This is a genomic window from Streptomyces sp. NPDC048462 (assembly GCF_043200175.1).
Classification (GTDB): Bacteria; Actinomycetota; Actinomycetes; order Streptomycetales; family Streptomycetaceae; genus Streptomyces.
Map to the genome: position 1 here is coordinate 118,796 of NZ_JBICXG010000001.1, position 18,594 is coordinate 137,389.

The window sequence follows — 18,594 nt, forward strand, 5'->3', positions numbered from 1 at the left end:
GTTGAGCACCGCAAGCGCGCCCTCGGACGGCCTTCTCGCCCTGACCAGTGCCCAGTCGGGAATCTGGAACGCGCAGCGCCTGGAGCCCGAATCGCCGTACTACGTGGTCGGCGACGTGGTGGAGATATCCGGCACCGAGCCGGTCGACGCGCACGCGCTGGCCGAGGCGGTCCGCGCCACCACCGAGGAGGCCGAGACCCTGCGGCTGCGGGTGTACGACACCCCGGACGGGCCGCGCCAGGCGGTGAGCGCGGAACCAGTGGCGCTGCCCGAGGTGGTCGACGTCAGCGGCGCGGCCGATCCCGCCGCCGCGGCCCAGGCGCTCGTCGAGGCCGAGCGGGCGCGGGCGGGCGAGGCATGCCGGGGGATGGTGGACCGGGTGCTCTACGCACGTACCGTCATCAGGCTGTCCGAGCACGAGGTCTGGTACACCCAGCTCGGCCACCACCTCGTCTTCGACGGCTACACCGCCGCGATGCTCGCCCGGCGCACCGCCGCCCGCTACACCGCCCTGGTGCGCGGGACGGAACCGGCCAGGTCGACGTTCGGCGGGTTCGCGGACCTCGTGGCCGCCGACCGGGCCTACCGGGAGAGCGACCGGTTCACCGAGGACCGCGCGTACTGGGTCGAGCGGTTCACCCCGCTGCCCGAACTCGACGACGCCCACGGAGCCTCGGCCCCGGCGACCGACGGTGCCGGGCCCGTCCGGACGCTGACAGCCCGCGCCGTCGTCACCCCCGAGGAGACCGCCCGGCTGCGCGCCTTCGCCGGCCGGGAGGGCGTCGCCTGGGGCGAGGCGCTGATCGCCTGCTACGCAGCCTTCCTGCACCGCATGCTCGGCCGCACCGACCTGGTGTTCGCACTGCCGCTGATGTGCCGCGCCGGCTCGGCCGAACTGCGCACCCCCGCCATGGCCGTCAACGTACTGCCGCTGCGGGTCACCGTGCGCGGCGGGGACGGACTGGGGGAGCTGAGCCGGCGGGTCGCCGCCGCCATGCGCGAGATGCGTGAGCACCAGCGCTACCGGGGCGAGGACCTGCCCAGGGACCTCGGAGCGCCCGGCGCGGGCGCGCTGCTGCACGGACGCGGCATCAACCTCAAGGCGTTCGACCTGGCGATCGACTTCGCGGGGGCCGGCGGCGTGATGCGCAACGTCGCGGGCGGACCGCCGGAGGACATGGGCCTGAGCGTCCTGCCGACCCGGGACGGCGGGCTGCTGCTCGGCTTCGAGGTCGACGCCCGCTCCAAGGACCAGGCCGCCGTCGACGCGCTGCTGTCCGGGCTCCTCGCCCTGCTCTCCGGGCTGACCGACGGACTGCCCGTCGGCCGGATCGCCCTGACCGGCGACGCGGACCGGCTGCCCGAGCAGTGGTGCCCGCCCGCCCTGCCCGGCACACCGCCGGACCTGCCGGCCGCGTTTGCCGCGATGACCGCCGCCGGCCCCGGGCGCACCGCCCTGGTCTGCGGCGACGAACGGCTGACCGCCGCGGACCTGGCCGACCGGGTGCACCGGGTGGCCCGTGCGCTGCGGGCCCGCGGGATCGGCCCCGACGACGTGGTGGCGCTCGCGCTGCCCCGCTCGGCCGACTCGGTCGTCGCGCTGCTGGCCGTACTGGACGCCGGCGCCGCGTTCCTGCCGCTGGACGCCGCACACCCGCCCGAGCGGCTGCGTGAACTGATCGAGGACACCCGCCCCGCACTGGTGCTGACCGCCGGCGCGACCGAAGGGCTGCCGTGGGAAACCCTGCTCGACGAGGCGGCCCGGCTCTCCGGCACGCCCCTGACGGCCGGTGAACTGGCCGGACCCCGCCACCCCGAGCACCTGGCCTACGTCATCCACACCTCCGGATCGACCGGACGTCCCAAGGGCGTACTCGGCCGGGCCGGCGGGCTGGCCTCGCTGCTGCACCACCAGCGGTCCACCGTGGTGGCCGAGGCAGAGCGTGCCGCCGGCAGGCAACTGCGCGTCGCGCACACCTACTCCTTCGCCTTCGACTCCGCCTTCGACCACCTGGTGTGGCTGCTGTGCGGGCACCAACTGCACGTCTACGACACCGAGACCGCCCGCGACGCCGAGGCACTGCTCGCCGTCTACGCCCACGACGGCATCGACGTCGTGGACACCACCCCGTCGATGGCCGCACCGCTGATCGAGGGCGGGCTGCTGGACCTGAGCCCCACGCTCCTGGTCCTCGGCGGCGAGGCCACCGCGCCCGCCCTGTGGCGGCGGGTCACCGAATCCGGCGTCACCGCACGCAACATCTACGGGCCGACCGAGGCCACCGTGGACAGCACCACCGCACGGATCGAGGGCGACGAGCCGACGATCGGCCACCCGCTCGCCGGCACCCGGACCTACGTCCTGGACAGCGCGCTGCAGCCGGTCCCGCACGGCACGGCGGGCGAGCTCTACCTGGCCGGACCGCACCTCGCACGCGGCTACCTCGGCATGCCCGGGGCGACCGCCGAACGCTTCGTGGCCGACCCGTTCGGCGCGCCCGGCGCACGCATGTACCGCACCGGCGACCTCGCCCGGTGGGTGCCGGGCCGGGGCCTGGAGTACCGGGGCCGGGGCGACGGACAGGTCAAGATCCGCGGCCACCGGGTGGAGACCGGAGAGGTGGAGGCGGCCCTCGCCGCACTGCCCGGGGTCACCGCGGCGGCCGCCGGAGTGCGCTCGTCCCGGCTGACCGGCTACATCGTCTCCGACTCGCTCACCCCGGACGCGGCCCGTGCCCACCTGGCCGAACGGCTCCCCGAGCACATGGTGCCCTCAGCGGTCGTGGTGCTGGACCGGCTGCCGCTCACCCCCAACGGCAAGCTCGACCGCGCCGCCCTGCCCGCGCCCGTGCTGCCCGGCGGCGGGGGCCGCGAGCCCCGCACCGAACCCGAGCGGCTGCTGTGCGCGGTCCTCGCCGAGGTGCTGGACGTCGAACGCGTCCGCGTGGACGACGACTTCTTCGCCCTCGGCGGCGACAGCATCACCGCGATCACGGTCAGCAGCCGGCTGCGGGCGGCGGGCCTCTCGCTGCGCCCCCGGGACCTGCTGGCCCGCCGCACCTTCGCCGCGCTGGCGGCCGGGGCCGAACCGCTGACCCGGGCGCCCGAGGAGGCGGACGACCCGGTCGGGCCGGTACCCGCGCCGCCGATCGTGCGCGGCCTGCTCGACCCGCACCCCGACACCGGCACCGTCGCCGGATACGCCCAGTGGACCGCGCTGCACGTCGACGAACTCGCCCGCCACGACCTGGTCACCGGCGTACAGACCGTGCTCGACCACCACGACGCACTGCGCCTGCGGGTGGCCGAAGGACTGGAGATCCTCCCGCGCGGCTCGGTCCGGCCCGTCGTCGACGAGGTCCGCGGCCAGGACGTGACCGCGCTGGCGGAGCGACTGGCTGCCGAACTCGACCCGGGCTCCGGCGATCTGCTGCGGGCGGCCCTGCTCCGTACCGGCGAGGACACCGCGGACCGGCTGGTCGTCGTCGTGCACCACCTCGCCATGGACGGCGTCTCCTGGCGCATCCTGCTCCCCGACCTGCACACGGCCTGCACCGGCGGCACCCTCGAACCGGTCGGGTCGTCCTGGCGGCGGCACGCCGCACTCCTCGCCGAGCAGGGCGCATCCGGCGCGCGACGCGGCGAACTCGACTACTGGCACACCGCGCTCGCCGCCGCGTCCCGGCTCGGCGCCCGGCCGCTGGACCGGACCCGGGACACCGTCTCCACCGCCCACCGCTCGGTCACCGTCGCCTCCGCCGAGGCCACCGAGGCGCTCCTGACCACGCTGCCCGCCGCCTACCGCGCCGGTGTCGACGAGGTGCTGCTCACCGCACTCGTGCTCGCCCTGCGCGGCTGGGGCCTGCGGGACGACGCGCTGACCGTCTCGATGGAGGGCCACGGCCGCGAACACCTCGACCTGGCCCGCACGGTCGGCTGGTTCACCAGCGAGTACCCGGTGCGCGTCCCCGCGTCCGACGACGTCGGGCAGGCCCTGCGCGCCGCCAAGGAGGCCCGCCGCGGCGTCCCCGACAGCGGCGTCGGCTACGGCGTCCTGCGCCACCTCGACCCGGAGGCCGGACCCGCGCTGGCAGCCACCCCGCCGCCGGACGTCCTGCTGAACTACCTCGGCCGCTTCGCCCCGCCGGCCGCCAGCGGCTGGCGCCTGCCGGAGCGCGACGCCTTCTCGGTGACCGAGCCAGGAGCCAAGGCCCTGGAGCAGATCCTGGCCCTCAACTGCTTCGTCCACGAGGAGGGCGCGCCCCGGCTCGCCGTCGAATGGACCGCCGCGACCGGAGTGCTCGGCGCCGCCGCCGTGACGGCCCTCCAGCAGTCCTGGGCCGCCGCCCTGGACGCGCTGGCCGCGCACGCGCTGCACACCGAGGGCGGGCTCACCCCGTCCGACCTCCCGCTCGTCGGCCTCGACCAGCCCGCGATCGACGCCCTCGAACGCACCGGCCCCATCGCCGACATCCTGCCCGCCACCCCGCTCCAGGTCGGGCTCTCCTTCCACACCCTGGTCCGCGACGAGCAGGACACCGACGTCTACGTCGTCCAGGCCGTCACCACCCTGGCCGGCGAGCTGGATCCCGGCCGGATGGCCGAGGCCGCCCGCGAACTGCTGCGCCGCCACCCCGCACTACGGGTGTACCTGGGCACCGCCGGGGACGACGTGGTCCAGGTCATCCCCGCCGAAGTCGCCCTGGAATGGCGGCAGGACGACCGGTTCCCCGAAGCGGCCCGCGCCGATCTGGAGCAACCCTTCGCCCCGGCCAGGCCGCCGCTGATCCGCTTCCTGCTGTCCCGCGTCGGGCCCGCCGAGCACAAGCTGGTGATCACCAACCACCACGCCCTGCTGGACGGCTGGTCGATGCCGCTGGTCGGCCGCACCCTGCTCGCCCTCTACGCCGAACTGAGCGGCGGCCCCGCCGCACCGGCCGCCCCACCCCTGTCCGAGTACTTCCGCTGGCTGGCCGGCCGTGACCGGGAGGCGTCACTCACCGCCTGGCGGGACGCGCTGGCCGGCGTGGACGACGCGACGAGGCTGGCCCCCGCGCGCGTCGAGTCCGGCGTCGAGCGGCCCGGCCGCGAAACTGTCGCACTGGGCGCCGAATTCAGCGGCCGGCTGCGCGCGTTCGCCCGCGACCGGGGCGTCACCCTGACGACCGTGCTCCAGACCGCGTGGGGCCTGCTGCTGGGCCGGCTCACCGGCCGCCGCGACGTCGTGTTCGGCTGCCCGGTCTCCGGGCGCCCCGCCGAGGTCGACGACGTCGAGTCGATGATCGGCCAGCTCGGCACCACGATCCCGGTACGCGTCCGGCACACCCAGGACCAGACTGCGGCCGCCCTGATGGCCCAGGTGCACGCCGAGAGCGTCGCACTGGCCGAGCACCACCACGTCGGACTGCCCGGGATCCAGCGGGCGCTGGGCGTAGGAGAACTGTTCGACACGATGCTCGTCATGGAGAACTTCCCGCTCTCCAGCCGCAAGCGGACCCCGCTCACCCCCGGCCTCGACCTCGCCGGGGTGGACATCACCGACGCCACCCACTACGCGCTGACCGTCATCGTGATCCCGGACGAGGAGATCACCATCGGCCTCGGCTACCAGCCGCGCGCCTTCACCGCGCGGACCGTGCGCGACTACGGCCGCTGGCTGCGCAACCTCCTGACCGAGATCGTCGACGACCCGGCACGGCCCGCGCTCCGTCTCCCCGCGCTCGACGCCGACGAGCGGGCACAGATGCTGCGCACCGGCACCGACGCCGTACCCGCCAAGCAACGAGGCCACTGGCTGGAGGAGTTCGCCGGCTGGGTGCGGCGCAGGCCCGCCGCCGAGGCGCTGGTCTGCCGCGACCGCAGCCTGAGCTACGAGGAACTGGACCGGCAGGCCAACCGCCTTGCCCGGGCACTGATCGCACACGGGGTACGGCCCCAGGACCCGGTCGCCGTACTGACCGGACGCGACATCGAGATGACCGTCGCACTCTTCGGCGTGACCAAGGCCGGTGCCGTGTACGTACCGATGGACGAGAGCTACCCGCGCGAGCGGCTGGCCTACATGTTCGACGACATCGCCCCGGCCGCCGTCGTGACCACCGGCGCCGGACTGCCCGTCGACCGCGACATCCCGGTCCTGCGCCTGGACGACCCGGCCACCCTCGCGTCCTTCCCCGGCACCGACCCGGCCGAGGCCCGCGCCCGGCTCACCGAGGATGCGCTCGCCTACGTCATCTACACCTCCGGAACCACCGGACGGCCCAAGGGCGTCGGCGTCACCCACCGCGGCGTGCCCGACCTGATCGCCCTCCAGGAGGACGTCGTCGGCGTCACCGAGCACGACCGCTACCTGCACTTCGCCTCGACCGGCTTCGACGTCGCGTTCTGGCAGACCATGGTGCCGCTGCTCTCCGGCGGCACGTCCGTGATCGCACCCGAAGAGGTTCGGGTCCCCGGCGACGAACTGCTCGACTACATCACCGAACACCGGGTCACCGGAGTGAACCTGCTGCCGTCGTTCCTGGCCGCGATGCCCGACGACCGCACCGTCGGCCCCGACGTCTTCTTCGTCGTCGGCGCCGAACGCCTCGATCCCGAGCTGGCGCGACGCTGGGGCGAGGGCCGCCGGGCGCTGTTCAACGCCTACGGCCCGACCGAGGTCACCATCAACTCCGTCACCTGGCAGTACGACCCGGACGACACCGGACCGCTGCCGATCGGCCGCCCCGACCCCAACGTCCGCGCCTACGTCCTGGACGGCGGACTCCAGCCGGCCGGCACCGGCGTGACGGGCGAGCTCTACCTCGCCGGGCCGAGCCTGGCCCGCGGCTACCTCGGCCGCCCCGGCCTGACCGCCGCCGCGTTCGTCGCCGACCCGTTCGGCCCGCCCGGCGAACGCATGTACCGCACCGGCGACCTGGTGCGGTGGCGGCCGGACGGACAGCTGGTGTTCCTGGGCCGCGCCGACCACCAGATCAAGATCCGAGGCTTCCGCGTCGAACTCGGCGAGATCGAGTCCACCCTGACCGGCCACCCCGACGTGCGCGCCTGCGCCGTCATCGTCCGCGAGGGCAGGCTCGTCGGCTACGTCATCCCCACCGACGCCGCCGACCTCGACACCGCGCAGGTCCGCGCGTACCTGGCCCGGGAACTGCCCGACCACATGGTGCCGACAGCCCTCGTACCGATCGACCGCCTGCCGCTGAGCCCCAGCGGCAAGCTCGACTCCGCGGCACTGCCGGCCCCCGAGACCGGGGCGGCCGCCCGGCGCGAACCCGCGACCCGGGCCGAAGCCGTCCTGCTCGGCGTGTTCCGCGACGTCCTCGGCACCGATGACATCGGCCCCGACGACGACTTCTTCGCCATCGGAGGGGACAGCATCGTCTCGCTGCAAGTGGTGTCGCGGGCCCGCCGCCAGGGACTCGGCCTGACCGCCAAGGACGTGTTCGAGGGAGAGACGGTCGCCGGGATCGCGAAGCGCGCCGCCGCCCTCGACGCCGGACAGGCCCCCACGACCGGCAACGCCCCGCTGACCCCGGTCATGCGCGACCTGCTGCGCCGGGCGGGAACAGCGGCCGACGGATTCTGCCAGTGGGTCGAGGTCTGCGTCCCGCCGGGCGGCGACGAGACGGCCTGGCGTTCCGTCATCGACGCGCTGCTGACCCGCCACGACGTACTGCGGGCCCACCTGTCCGGCGACACGCTGCACATCCCGCCGGCCGGCGCGGTGACCGCCGCCGACGTACTCACCCGCCTACCGGCCTCCGGCGACCTGCGCGCCCCGGCCGACAACGCGATCGCCGCGGCCCGCGAAGCGATGGACCCGCGCACCGGTCCGCTGCTGCGCGCGGTGTGGCTGGACGCCGGACCCGGCCGGCCGGGCCGTCTCGTCCTGATCGCCCACCACCTGATCGTCGACGGGGTGTCCTGGCGCGTCCTGCTGGACGACCTGGAGCACGCCCACTCCGGCGGGACGCTGACCCGGCACGGCCAGTCCTTCCTCGGCTGGGCGCGATCGCTGCGCGACGCCGACCGGAGCGCCGAACTCCCGCACTGGCGGCGGATGACCGCGACCCCGGCGCTCACCCGCCCCCTCGACCCCGCCCGCGATACCGTGGCCACCGCGAGGCACCACGAGATCCGGCTCGACGCCGCACCGACCCGCGCCCTGATCACGACCCTGCCGGCCGCCCACCGCACCACGCCGGACGCCGTCCTGCTGACGGCGCTCGCCCAAGCGGTACGGGACTGGCGCGGAACACCCGAGGTACTGGTCGCCCTGGAGAGCCACGGCCGGCCCCGGCAGGTCGACCTCTCCCAGACCGTCGGCTGGTTCACCGCCATCCACCCCGTCAGGCTCGAAGCGGGCGACGACGTGAAGGCCGTCAGGGAGCGGCTGCGCGCCCAGGGCGACGGCCTCGGCCACTCCATCCTCACCTCGGCGGGCCTGCTGGACCCCGTGGAACCGGAGATCGCCTGGAACTACCTCGGCCGCTACCCCGGCGCCCCGGACCGGGAGACGCCCTGGCAGGCACCCCCGGACGCCGGCCCGCTCGGCTCCAACGGCTCGGACACGATGCCCCTGCCGTACAGCCTGATGGTCAACGCCCTGGTACGCGACGACGCGCTGGGGATCCGGATCACCTGGCCGTCCGCGCTGTTCACCGACGCCGAGGCCGAGGAACTGGCCGGACACCTCAGGGCCGCGCTCCTGCGTATCGCGGCCGCCTCCGAGATCAGCGCCCTCGACAACAGCAGCCCGGCCGCCGACGTGCAGCCACTGACCCCGTTGCAGGAGGTGATGCTGCGGCACTCGCGAACCGAGCGGCCCGACCCGTACACCGTCCAGTCGTCGTTCTCCCTCGCCGGCCCGCTCGACCTCGACGCCCTGCGCGCCGCGGGCACCGACCTGCTGGAACGCCATCCGAACCTCGCCGCCGTGTTCCCCGCCGACCTGGCGGTGATCCCGCAGTCGCCCCGTCCGGACTTCCGGGTGGCCGACGGCCCCGCCGACGAGGTGCTGGCGGCCGACCTCGCCGAACCGTTCGACCTCGCCCGCGGCCCGCTCCTGCGGCTCACCGTGATCCGGCGCGGCCCCGAACGCGCCGACCTGGTCCTGACCAGCCATCACGTACTCTCCGACGGCTGGTCGGCCCCGCGCATCCTCACCGAGCTGTTCGCCCTGTACACGGCGAGGGTGCGCGGCGCTGCCCCGGAGCTGCCGGCCCCCGTCCCGTTCGCCGGCTACCTGCGCTGGTGCGCCGAGCGCGAGCCCGGCCTCGACGCCTGGGCGGCCGAACTCGACGGCCTGCCCGAGGGCGACTACCTGGGCGGCGGGCAGCCGGGCCCGGCCTGGCAGGAACCCGAGGTCATCGAGTTCGACGCGGAGCTGGTGGCCGGCCTCACCCGTCTCGCCGCCCGGCGCGGACTCACCCCGAACACGCTGGTCCAGGGCGCCTGGGCGGTGCTGCTCGCCCGCCGCTCCGGCCACGCGGACGTCTGCTTCGGCGCGATGGTGTCCTGCCGCCCGCCGGAACTGGAGGGCGTCGAGGAGATCATCGGGCTGCTGGCCAACACCGTGCCGGTACGGGCCCGGCTCGACGGCACCCTCGCGCAGACGCTCGCCCGGCTGCAGTCCCGGCAGCGGGCGCTGATCGAGCACCACCACGTACCCCTGTCCGAACTGGAACGGCTGACCGGCCGGCGCAGGCTGTTCGACACCATGGTGGTGTTCGAGAACTACCCCGTCGACCCGGACCGGCTCCGCGCACCCGCCCCCGGACTCACCGTCGTCGCAACCCGCTTCCGCGAGGCCACCCACCACCCGGTGACCCTGACCGTCATGCCGGACGGCGACGGCTGGACCGGCGTCCTCGCCCACCGGATCACCGTCCCCGGACTCGCGGCGGAACTGCTCGGCCTGCTCCGCGGCATGGAGGAGCACCTCGACGACGACGTGCTCGGCCTCCTGGAGGGCCGATGAGCGCGAACGCCGCACCGCCGCAGGAGCGGGTCGACCGGGAACTGCTGCGGATCGCCTTCATCCTGGTACTCGGCACCTTCATGGCGACCCTGGACGCCACGATCGTCAGCGTCGGAATCGACCGTCTCACCGACGAGTTCGACGTGTCCGTCGCCGAGATCCAGTGGGTCACCACCGCCTACCTGCTGGCCGTGGTCGCAGCCGTGCCCGCGTCCGGCTGGCTGGCCGACCGGTTCGGCGGCCGGCGGACGTGGCTCGCCGCCGTGGGCGTCTTCCTGCTCGGCTCGGTGCTCTGCGCGTCGGCCTGGTCGGTGACCAGCCTGATCGTGTTCCGGGTGATCCAGGGCCTCGGCGGCGGCCTGCTGCCCGCGACCGGGCAGGCGTTGCTGGCCCGCGTCGCGGGCCCCGGCCGCACCGGGCGGGTGATCAGCGTCGTCGCGGTCGTCCCGCTGCTGTCACCGGTGTTCGGTCCGCTGGCCGGCGGCTCCATCCTTTCCGTGGCGCCCTGGCCGTGGCTGTTCCTGGTCAACCTGCCGATCGGCCTGACCGCCGCCCTGCTGGCCCGCCGCTACGTGCCGGCGGTGCCCGCGGCCGAGCGGCGGACGCCGTTCGACCTGCGCGGGGCCCTGCTGCTCTCACCCGGCCTGGCCGTGCTGGTGTTCGGCCTGACCGAGGTCGCCCACGGCCGCACCGTACCGGCCACCGCCGGTGTGTGCGCGGGGCTGGCGATGCTCGCCGCCTTCACCGTGCACGGCCTGCGGACCCGCCGCACACCCCTGGTCGACCCCCGCCTCTTCACCAGACCCCCCTTCGGCGCCGCCGCCGTCGCCCTGCTCGTCCTGGGCGCGTCGGTGTTCGGCACGATGTTCCTGCTCCCGCTCTACTTCCAGACCGGCCGGGGCATGTCCGCCTGGGCGGCCGGACTGCTCCTCGCACCACAGGGACTCGGCGCGGCGGCCGGATCGGTCCTGGTCACCCGCACCATCACCAAGGTCGCCCCCAGGACCCTGGTGGTCACCGGAATCGTGCTGATCCTCGCCGGCACCGCCCCCTTCACTCAGCTCCACCACGGCCTCCCGGACGCGGCGGTCGCCGCATCGCTCGCGGTCCGCGGCTTCGGCATGGCCATGGTGGGCGCACCCGTGATGAACATCGTCTACAGCCGCATCGAACCCGAACACCTCCCACGGGCCTCCGGCGCACTCAACCTGCTCAACACGGTCGGCGGCTCGATCGGCACCGCCGCCCTCGCGGTGGTCCTGCAGAACCGCCTGTCCGCCCGGGGCCCCGACATCCCCGCCGCGTTCGCCGACACCTTCTGGTGGGTCCTCGGCTTCTGCCTGTTCGCCGCGGCGGGGGCGACGAGACTGCCCAGGACGGGGGTCAGGAAGGGGGCTCCGGAAAAGGCCTGAGGCCGTTGTCCGGCCTTGCGGCGGCCGGATCACGGATGTGGAAGGTGAGTCCGGTGATGTGGCCCGACTGAATCACCGGTCCTTCGTGCACACCGCCGGTGATGCTGTTGTGCACGGTGACCGGGCCCGGCCCGGCGGCGTCCGTGATCCGCTGAAGCGAGGCCAGCAGTTCGCGCAGGTCTTCCCCGGTGACGGCGCCTGTCCGCAGCAGGTCGTGCAGGCGGACGTGCCACTGGGCGGTGATCTCCCGGGTGGCCCGCGCGCGGTCGCGGGCGTCGGCTGCGAGCAGTCCGGCCCGTGCGGCGTCCAGCTCCGCGACCGAGGCACCGTCCGACGAGCCGCGTGTGACGAGCCGGCCGACGAGCTGACGCGCCTGCGCCCAGGCGTCGGTGACCATCAGCGAGACCAGGGTGGATGCTCCCGCAGCGGCGAGAGCGGCCGGTTCAGCGTCCATCGTCCTCCTCCCGAGGCCGGGGCGGGAACGCCCTACCGGTCACGCCGCCGGGGGAGTCCGGGGCCGGGTCCGCGACGTCCGGTGTGAACGTCGCCTGCGGGCCGAACCGGCTCAGCACCTCGTCAGCCGTCTCGTGCTGATCCTGCGTCCGGATGACTTCGGCCATCTGTTTCGCCAGGATCGCCCGCCGCGGATCCCCGTCGGGGAAGTCCAGCGCTTTCAGCCCGTCCGCGAGAAGGTCCGCGGCCGTCGGCGGCGCTTCGAAGGAGGCGCTCCGATCTTCCAGCAACGCCCGGAACTCCTCGTCCCCGCGCTGCCCGGGAATCAGATCGCGCAGCCGGTCAGGGACATCGGTGTCGTTGGCCGCGGACGCGAGTCGGGCAAGAAGGCCCAGGTCGGCCACGGTCTTCTCCACATGATCATCGTTCTTGGCGAGCCACCAGACCACCGCACTGCCGGTGTCCTTGAGCACGTCCTCACCCAAGTACTTGCGCTTGCTCTGTTCGTACTTGCGCTGGTGCTCCCAGACCGCCTTGTCCTTGCGGACTCCGGCGAGTCTGTCCAGGCGCTCCTGGTCGTGTTCGTGCAGGGTGAGCGTCACGTTCTCCGCCATCGCCTGGAGGTGCCCGGTGCTGTCCGGACGCATCCGGCTGAGCGCACCGCTCAGCTCGTGCTGCACGAGTGACACCCGGCCGGGCTCGCGCCATTCGGTGATCGCACGGGCCCGGTCCAGCACCGCTTCGACGGCGAGGCCCGCCGGGTTGAGCACGGGATCGTCGTCGGACGTGTCGAAGGGGTACCAGCGAACGGTCGCCGAGATCAGGAAGTCGTAATCGGCCCAGTGACTGGGCAGTGCGATACGGCTGACATGGTGTTCCCTGCGCTCGACAGGAGCCGCGGTGAGCTGTTCCTCGAACGTGATCCGCGTGGGTCCGCGACGGCGCGCGGCGATCCTGAAGGCCACGGCCGGCGCGGCGCCGAGGACCACTGCCAGGACCGGCCACGCCCACAGCGGCCATCGCTCCGTGAGACCCAGAATGGTCAGCAGCAGCCCGCACAGAACAGTGAGGAAGACAGTCGTCGTCCTGCATCCGGTCGTCATGATTCGGTCTCCCTCGCAGATTCCGCCTGCGGCGGTGTGGTCGGCCGGCCGAGGCCCTGCGCCGCACAGATCTTCTGGAACAGCAGGTCAGTGGTCTCCGCGGCGTACGCGGATCCGAACGGGGCGGTGGGTTCGGCATCGCGGGCGCTCGCGTACAACGCGGCGAAAGCCGCGCCCCGGCGGCTGCCGCACCGGTCGGCCGCTTCGACGAGGACGTCGAGCAGGATGCCACCGAGGCGGTCGCCGAAGGCCGCCGTGTACAGCCAGCGTCGGGCCTGCGGCTGCCAGCCGCTCTGTGGCAGATCTCCCAGTACGTCCCGCCAGCAGGCCATCAAGGCGCCTCGCACGGCACTCTCCTCGACCAGCGCGCGCCCGTTGTCGTACGGGTCGGTGAGCGGCTCCGGGGCGCAGACCGACAGGAAGATGCCGAGTTCCGCCGGTGCGAGTGCTGGTCCCGCGAGCCGGTTCAGCAGCCGCCGGCGCAGTCGGTGGCTCGTGTCCACCAGTTCGCACAGCGCTCTGAGCGCATGCGTGGTGTCGGGTTCGCGGCAGGCCAGGTAGTAGAGGCGGAGCAGGGCCTGGTCGGGATGGCTCGACGCGATGACATCGGCGCACACCTGGACGAGCACCTGGGCGAACTCTCCCTGGAGCCGCCTGTTGGCGCACCACTGATAGACCCTTTCGCGGAAGTGCCTGCCGTGCGCGGGATCGTTCAGGCCGCAGGTGAGGGCCTGTACGGCCGCCTCCAGCCCGGCGCGGCTCGCGCCGGTGGATCCCCACTCCTCAGCGAGGGATGCCAGCCCCTCTCCGTGCCCCGTCCGCAGATACTGTCCGGCCAGCTGGGTCACCATCCCGTCGCGGAGTCCCCGGGTGACGTGTGTTCCGTCCAGGTCCATGCTGCGCGCGGTCCAGACGCCCAGATGCTGCCGCAGGTCCGGCATGTGGTCCCAGAAGTGGGTGCGGACCGCGGAGTCGTAGTCCAGTTCCGTGAACCGGACGTGCCCGTCCGGTCCGGTCTCCGCGGAGATCTCCGTCAGACGCTCGGCGAGGTCCCTGCGCTGGAGCAGCGGGAATCCCTCGGGCGGGGACCCGGTAACGCCCAGCAGAAGCTGGGTCGCACCGTGGATGACGTCGGCGTGTGCGCCGTGCAGCATGGCCACGGCAATCAGGAGGGCCCGCTGAGGGCTCTCCCGCAGACGTGCGACGAGAGCGGCGACATCGTTTCGCCGGTCCGCCCGTGACCTGAGCGCCGTCGCGCACCACTGCGGGAATCCGTCGCCCGTCCGCGCTGCCCCGCGGGCCCGTCGTACCAGGTCGGCGAAGTCCGCGATCTCCCGCATCGGCCTGCGCTCGCGGAGGAATTCGTCCACGGTGGGGTCGGGCCGCAGATACCGCTCGCACGGCACACCGTGCATCCGCAGGTGGCGCCGGAAGACGTTGAGGCCGGGTGGGTCATCGATCACGACCCGGTTGCGCTGGAGGTCGGATTCAAGGACGCCGCCGTGCGGCATGACGACCACGAGACGCGCGTGCTGATCGTGCACGGCTTTACGCAGAGCGGGGAGTCCGGACCGGGCCGCAGCCCATCGAGCGGCGTCGGCCGCCGACAGATCCAGCAGTAATCGGTCGCCGGACCCGACCAGACCCGGGTCCGTGAGGGACAGCTCGCCCTCCTCGCCCGGCAGGAGCTCGCGGAAGACGCCGGAGTCCCGATGGGACTCGCGCAGGAGCACCCGGGCCGCGGAGGTTCGGCCGCTTCCGGGCAAGCCGTCCAGGATCACCGTGCCGGTATCGGCCAGTTCGGCACGGGCCGCGCCCATGCCGCTCGGAGCGACCAGCACCCGACGCAGCCATGTGAGCTGGTCGTCGGCGATCCGGCGGAAGGACGGCCGGCCCGGATCCCCCAGATCAGGGCCGACGGTGACGTACATGTTGCCGCTGCCGGTGTGCATGGGGCCCTGTGCGCCCTCGACCCGTGTGCTGCTGCGCTCGCTCACCGAACGTCGTCCTCGCGCCGGTCCGGTTCGCCGAAGCGGTGCTGGATGCCGCCATGCTGGTCGCCCTCGAAGTACGTCATCCCGTTGCCGGAGAAGTGCCGTCCGCCCGAGTCGTGGCGCGAGTTCTGGTAGATGTCGCCGTGACCCGTGTGGACCGGTCCACCCGCGCCTTTGACGACGGTGCCGCCGACGTCTCCGGTGAAGTCGCGGCTCTGGACGGCTGTTCCGCTCACGTCCCCGACCGTGTTCACCACGGAGTCGGGAACGAGCGAGGCGGCGTCGTCCAGGTCCAGGTCGTGCAGTCCGGGGACCATGTCGGCCACCACATCGCCGAGACGTTTCAGTCCGGCCCCGGTGTCCTGTGTACTGAACGCGATGGACTGGAGGTCGGCGAGCCGGGCCAGTTCGCCGGGCAGGTCCTTCTTGCTGAGCCGGTCCGTCTTGCGGCCCTCCAGTACGGGGACGACCGGAAGCTCACGGGCGAACGCCTCGACGAGCTCCCGGCGCACCCAGTCCTGCGGATCGCGCAGCCGCTCGCGGAAGTTCGTCCAGTCGGGACCGATGACCGCCAGGAGTACGCTGCTGCGCCGCAGGCCGTTCAGCAGGTCGTCGGGGTAGGGCCGACCGGGTGCGACGGACTTCGAGGCCCGGAAGATCCGTCCGCTCCCGAAGCGGCGCGAGAGCTCCTGGTCGATCAGGGCGGCGGTCTTCTCGCCGTCCCCCGTGCGGTAGTTGATGAAGACGTCGGTCATGACGATGCCTCTCTTCAGGAAGTGGGAAGGCGTGACAACGTGCCGAGCCGGGGCCCCAGCCGGCGCACCGACGCGTGATCGGCGTGGCGGGCCAGGACGCGGGCGAGGCGGTGTAGGTCGATCGTGATGGTCGCGGAACGGATGGTCGCGACCCCGTCCAGCAGGGGCACCGTCAACGCACAGGCGTGGTCGATCTCGCCGTCCGACGCGTAGGCGAGCGCCCTGCGGACGCCGTACCGCGCCTGAGTACGCAGTGCGTCGCCGGAGACCAGGGAGAGCTGCCGGTCGAGCTCCTCGGCAGCCTCCCCGGGCCGGCCGAGGTCGACCAGGCACCAGCCAGTGACCATTCCGACTGAATCGGGCAGATGCATGCTGCCGATCACCGTCGCGTCGGGGCTGCCCTCGTCAGCGGCGAGCAGCGCACGGGCGCGGTCCAGCGCACGCAGACAGGCCCGGTGGTCACCCGCGAGCGCGTGCCCCTGCGCTTCACGCTGCGCAGCCAGTCCGCGGATCCGCGGTGGCAGCTTGCCGCTCTGAGCCCGCCGGGCCAGGGCCACCGTCTGCTCGGCGTCGTCCTGGTACAGCGTGATCAACGCCCTGCGGACCAGCGCGTAGCCGGCCAGCGCCGGGTCACCGCCGGCGGCCGCGAGGTCCACCGCGCGCTGCGTCCACCACAGCGCCGCCTGTTCATCCCCCGACTCCTGGACGAGCCAGCCGATGTACTCGGCGTATCGCGAGGCGAGTTCAAGCAGCTCACGGCGGGTGGTGCCGTCGGAGTGCGCGGACAGTTCCCGCAACGTGTGGGTCTGTGCGATCAGAGCGGGCAGCAGGAATCCGGGCTGGACGCTCTGGCCCAGTCGCCGGTAGTGCGTGAACAGCGAGCGGGACGCCTCCAGCATTCCGATGCCCGCGGCCGGGGTGGCCGGGCCCTGGCCACCAAGACCCAGCCGCATCAACGAGGCGGCCCCCGCGCCCACGACCTGTCGCCGCCCCAGGGGCCGGAACCGGCCCCTGCCGTCCGGTGACAGCTGCATCATCCAATCCTCCTCATCGACTTCTCGCGGCACGGCGTCGACCGCTGTGCCGGCAACGGCTGGGGTGCCGAGGGCGTTCAGTGCGCCGTCGGCGTTCAGAGCGGCGTCGCACAGCCGGACGAGATCGCGGCTGGGCGGCTTGATGCCTCGTTCGACCTTGCTCAGCTGAGCCTTGCTGTAGTGAACGGCGGCAGACATTGCTGTGAGGCTGAGTCCGGCGTCCAGGCGACGCCTCCTCAGCTCCTCACCGAACTCGGTGGACGGCTGGGGCACGGGAACCTCCATAACCATCCGTCCAGGCGAAGGGCCCGCACGAAAGAGTGCGGCAATCCCCGCCCGGCGGACAAGGCGATCGGTGCTGTTTCCCGTTTCATCTCCCCATGGAGATGCGATGTCTCACCGCGAGCGGCCGGTTCGGCCAATGACCGCTGGAACGTTCGCTTTATGTCCTGATTCCGCTGTGCTCCGGGTGAGCTCCGCTCCGGCCCCCCCCGGCAGCCACCAGTAGCATCCGCACATGCGAAACATAGAGATGCTGGTGCCGTCCGCTAGCAAGGCCGACACCGTCGGCCTGCTTGCGCTCGACGCCGGCGAACTCGCCCGGTACGTGGCCGATCCCGCACACCCGTGGTGGCGGCGCAGATCCTGCGTCCTCGCGCTCGCCGGGCGGGTTCCGGAGCGGTACGCGGCCGAGCTGATCGCACGCGTGCGCGACCCCGACGATGTGGCCGAGGTGCGCATCGCGCTTCTCGATCTGCTCGCGGACCGGGCGGCGGAGCTGCTTCCCTGGCTGAAGCACGAGGACCGCCGCAATGAGCGTTCGTACGCCATGCCCGAGGCGATCCTCAAAGCGCGTGGCCTGTTCGGCGACCGGTCGGCCGCGCCCGAGCTGGTGACGCTGGCGGCCTCTCCGTGGCCTCACCGGCGGACAGCGGGCGAGGCCGCGCTGGACGCGCTGGTCACGCGGTACGGGGTTGAGGAGATCCTCGCCGATATCGGTGTCGGGCGGCCCGAGGACCGTGCCTTTCGCGTCCGGATGCGGCATCGCGCGGGAGCGGATGTGACCGACGCGCTGGCGGACCGCGATCGTGGCGTCGCGTACCTGGCCCAGTCGCTCCTGACCGATCCTGTACGGCTGCGCGGATACCTCGGCGATGCGCCGACGACGGATGCCGCGCTCTGGGCCGGGTACGCGCTGCACCGCCTCACCGGTGACGCGGCCGAGACCCGGGCCGTGTACGAGAGCCTGGGGTGCCCCCGGGTCGAGGTGGACGGCCTGGACGAGGAACTCCGCGGCGCGATCGTGCACGAGTATGCGCCTCGTTGCGAACGGCAGAGCGATCCTCGCTGGCGCGTCGAGGCGCTGTGTACCGAGCCGCCGCAGCCCGTCGTCCAGGACGGACAACTCCGTCGGGCGACAGCGGCGTTGGAGACGGCGGGGCTCGCGCCGGAACCTCCTGTGCCGTGCGGCGAACACCACCACCAGGGCGGTGGGACCTACCACGTGATCGAGTGCCGGGAGGGTCAGTTGAGTGTCAGCACCCTCGGGCGGTTCGCCACCGGCGACGGCACGGACGACGGCGCCGCTCTCGCCGCACGCGCTGCCCTCGAATCGGCCGGCTTCCGCTGGATCGACGGGACCACCGGCGCGATCCGGGTCACCGGCCTCTGCGTCTACTACTTCGGCGAGCGTGAACCCGCCAGCGTCGACACCCTGTTGTTCTACTGGCAGGACTAGGGCCTTTAGGGCCTGTCGGAGCCGTGCGAGCGGCTGCGGCCCCCGTCCGTCGGTGAGGAGTCGTTCGCGACATTGGGTAAGTCTTTGCCCATGGCCGGAATATGTTGCTCCGCCCCGCCCCGA

At 73.0% G+C, this 18,594-nt stretch carries 8 protein-coding genes; 3 read left to right on the forward strand and 5 right to left on the reverse strand.

Annotated features, from left to right (window positions below):
* Window position 1: 1 nt before the first annotated feature.
* Window positions 2-9,982, forward strand: a complete 9,981-nt coding sequence (locus ACGFU6_RS00500) for an amino acid adenylation domain-containing protein (protein WP_393607171.1) — start codon at window positions 2-4, stop codon at window positions 9,980-9,982.
* Window positions 9,979-11,394, forward strand: coding sequence for a DHA2 family efflux MFS transporter permease subunit (locus ACGFU6_RS00505; protein WP_393607173.1), 1,416 nt, complete (start codon window positions 9,979-9,981; stop codon window positions 11,392-11,394). The genes ACGFU6_RS00500 and ACGFU6_RS00505 overlap by 4 nt, the downstream gene beginning before the upstream one ends.
* Here the strand turns inward: ACGFU6_RS00505 and ACGFU6_RS00510 are convergent.
* From ACGFU6_RS00510 to ACGFU6_RS00530, 5 genes are read right to left on the reverse strand one after another with little or no spacing between them, the layout of a single operon-like run.
* Window positions 11,366-11,848 carry a hypothetical protein gene (locus ACGFU6_RS00510; RefSeq protein ID WP_393607175.1) on the reverse strand — a complete coding sequence of 161 codons (483 nt, stop codon included), beginning with the start codon at window positions 11,846-11,848 and terminating at the stop codon, window positions 11,366-11,368. The genes ACGFU6_RS00505 and ACGFU6_RS00510 overlap by 29 nt on opposite strands.
* Window positions 11,838-12,950, reverse strand: coding sequence for a hypothetical protein (locus ACGFU6_RS00515; protein ID WP_393607177.1), 1,113 nt, complete (start codon window positions 12,948-12,950; stop codon window positions 11,838-11,840). Before ACGFU6_RS00515 ends, ACGFU6_RS00510 begins: the two co-directional genes overlap by 11 nt.
* Window positions 12,947-14,947 (reverse strand): hypothetical protein, encoded by a 2,001-nt coding sequence (locus tag ACGFU6_RS00520; RefSeq protein WP_393607179.1) that lies wholly within the window; start codon window positions 14,945-14,947, stop codon window positions 12,947-12,949. The genes ACGFU6_RS00515 and ACGFU6_RS00520 overlap by 4 nt, the downstream gene beginning before the upstream one ends.
* Complete coding sequence (locus ACGFU6_RS00525) at window positions 14,944-15,699, reverse strand: toll/interleukin-1 receptor domain-containing protein (RefSeq protein ID WP_393607181.1); 756 nt, start codon at window positions 15,697-15,699, stop codon at window positions 14,944-14,946. The genes ACGFU6_RS00520 and ACGFU6_RS00525 overlap by 4 nt, the downstream gene beginning before the upstream one ends.
* Before the next feature lie 14 nt (window positions 15,700-15,713).
* Window positions 15,714-17,006, reverse strand: a complete 1,293-nt coding sequence (locus tag ACGFU6_RS00530) for a helix-turn-helix domain-containing protein (RefSeq protein WP_393607183.1) — start codon at window positions 17,004-17,006, stop codon at window positions 15,714-15,716.
* 244 nt (window positions 17,007-17,250) lie between these two features.
* Between ACGFU6_RS00530 and ACGFU6_RS00535 the strand changes: the two genes are divergently transcribed.
* Entirely contained in the window at window positions 17,251-18,471 is a 1,221-nt protein-coding gene (locus ACGFU6_RS00535) for a hypothetical protein (protein ID WP_393607185.1), read from the forward strand.
* Window positions 18,472-18,594: the final 123 nt, after the last annotated feature.